The sequence below is a fragment of the Sulfolobus sp. B1 genome, assembly GCF_007050195.1.
GTDB lineage: Archaea > Thermoproteota > Thermoprotei_A > Sulfolobales > Sulfolobaceae > Saccharolobus.
In genome coordinates this window covers 1-2,598 of the sequence record NZ_QIMI01000174.1, presented here as the reverse complement: position 1 = coordinate 2,598, position 2,598 = coordinate 1, and the positions used below count along the sequence as shown (strand labels likewise).

Sequence of the window (2,598 nt, the reverse complement as noted above, 5' to 3'; positions counted from 1 at the left end):
GTAATACGGTTATTGTCTTATTAGATATTGTTATCCAAGCTGAACTGTTGGTTGAATTAGTTCTATGTATCATGATTGATGAAATTGTTAGGTATATTTTTAGCAACTGTGAACTACTAGGAGCATCTTGCAAGTATATTTTTACTGTTCCAGTAGAAAAATAATAGTAACCATATAACCCTCCAGCTATTAGTATTATTAAAATTACACCTGCAATTAATAGTTTATTCATCAATTCAGTATCAGTGTTTCTTCCTTAAAAAGTCTATCGTTATCTTTAAAGTTTCATTGAGTGAAATTTCAGTATATTATAATCATAGCTATACAAACTTTAATCCTCCCTCATATCCTCCTCTTAATACTCTATCTAATGCTATTAAGGTCAAAATCATAACTGGAAATGATGCAACAAGTGCTGAAGAAGCCAATAGCCCCCAGTTTATACTTTCGTTTCCTATAGCCAGTAATGCAAATATTGTTATAGTTTGAGCCCCTTGTGGAGGAAAAGAAAAATTATACGGAGTTTGAGTAAATATTAATGGATAAAACAATAAATGCCAATTGAATATAAAGGATAATAAAAGTACTGAAAATAAAGTAGTCCTAGATAAGGGCATTATTATTCTAGTCAGCTTTCTCTTAATCGAGAAAACTTCTGCAGCGTCTTCATATGCTTTAGGGAATCCTAAGAAATAGTTAAAGAATAACCAAACTGCGAAAGTTGCAGTAAATATTGGTGTTGAAATTATTAATGCCTCCCAAGTATTCAGCAAATTTGTATTGGAGAAAAATATATACAGTGGTATTACGAAGGACGTAGAGGGTAAAGAATATAGGTAGATTGAGACTGGTAACAACCATCTTAATTTCCCCTTAGATATCTCATAGGCTGAAGGTAGTGAAAGTAATACGGTTATCAATGAGGCAGAAATTGCTACTATTATACTTGAGATCATGTAAGGTATAGAACTTAAAATTGCTTGCATAAAATACTTTGCAGTAAGATCTTCTGGTATTATAATTGGAGGATAGCGGAAATCTAAGGATGCACTTCTAAATGCGACTAAAAACATCCAGTAAATAGGGAAATCCATGAAAAATGTGACAATAGCAAGAAATATAAATATAATTACTTTGAATATTTTATCCGGTATTTTTATATTTAAAGATAACCATCCAGATTTCTTACTTCTCAACAACATTAATAGTGCGATAGATGGTATAGTAGCGAATACACTAAGGATAGCTGCAGCTAAAGCTCCTCCAGAGAAGTTACCTAAAGAAAACATTTCGTCATACACTAAAAGCGATAATGTAGTTGTGGAATATGATGGACCACCTGAGGTTAAAACATATGGCAAATCAAAGTTACCTAAAGCTATTATAAACTCTAAGAGAAACGATATCCAGAAAGCTTTTCCAGCCATCGGTAAAGCTACTCTAAAATAGTATTCAGATAATGGAAGATTATCTATTTTCGAAGCTTCCTTAACATAATTAGGTATTGATCTTAGAGTAGATAACATGATTAAAAAAGGCATTGGTATTGAAGACCAGATACTTACACCGGTTACCGCAATTAGGGCTGTTGAAGAGAAGTAAAGTGGGTCATATCTTAATCCAAATAAATAAGAAAACCAACCATAATTTCCGTAGAGGCTTATTGTCCAAATTAGTGCAGAAGAAGTAAAAGGAATCGTGTAAGGTAACATAACCAAGAGAGAAATTAGCCTCTTCCCCTTACTTAACATATCTACGCCTACTGCCAAGAAAGTTCCAATTATAGAGGAGAAAAATGCTGTTAATAAAGAGAAATATAAAGTATTATATACTATTTTTGGGAATGGTACTAGAGAAAACCCAGTAAAAGCCTTATCAAAATTTACTCCTAAGAAAATAAACGTATATATGAAAGGAAGGAAACCAAAAGCGATGATATAAACCAAATAAGGCGAGGAGTACTTCATTCATTCTAACCTCTTTATACTAATCAAATTGAACTTAATTTCTTGATTAATTTTGAGTTTATTCTTAGAGAAAGCCCTTATTTCTTGATCATTAAACGATATATATATCAAGTATCTATCCCCCCAAAATTCTACGTCTTTTACTACACCCTTATACCTCCCCTCGCCCAAAATAACGTCTTCAGCCCTAATACCTATTTTCCCTTCTAAGCCTATCACCTTACCATCCATTATGCTCATAGGTGGATTTCCGAAGAAAGACGCGACGAAGGAGTTAACAGGATTTTGGTATATCTCTTCTGGTGATCCGATTTGGATGATCTGCCCCTTATCGATTATCGCTATCTTATCTGCTAACGCCATCGCTTCAGTCTGGTCGTGTGTAACGTAAAGGGTAGTGATTGAGTTCTCGATCTGAATTTCTTTGATTAATCTTCTCGCGGACATCCTTTGTGGTGCATCTAAATTTGATAACGGTTCATCCATTAAAAATACCTTTGGTTTTCTAACTAGAGCCCTTGCTAAACCCACTCTTTGTTGCTGCCCACCAGACAACTCTGAAGGATATCTGTCTAGTAACTCATATATTCCTAATCTTTTAGACACTTCAATAATTATGTTCTCTCTCTCT

The 2,598-nt window shown here is 33.7% G+C and carries 3 protein-coding genes; all 3 read right to left on the bottom strand.

All coding sequences use genetic code 11. The features are described from left to right. On the bottom strand, positions 1–232 hold a 232-nt coding region (locus tag DMP16_RS09030), incomplete at its 3' end, for a DUF4382 domain-containing protein (protein WP_143577128.1). A gap of 88 nt (positions 233–320) precedes the next feature. Then, a complete protein-coding gene (locus DMP16_RS09025; protein ID WP_069283678.1) occupies positions 321–1,967 on the bottom strand; it encodes an ABC transporter permease subunit in 1,647 nt (548 codons plus the stop codon). After that, positions 1,968–2,598, bottom strand: a 631-nt coding sequence (locus DMP16_RS09020) for an ABC transporter ATP-binding protein (protein ID WP_143577127.1), incomplete at its 5' end; no start/stop codon positions are given.

Excerpts from the sequence above, each read along its gene's own strand:
- DMP16_RS09025 (WP_069283678.1), bottom strand. The coding sequence starts at position 1,967 with ATGAAGTACTCCTCGCCTTATTTGGTTTATATCATCGCTTTTGGTTTC.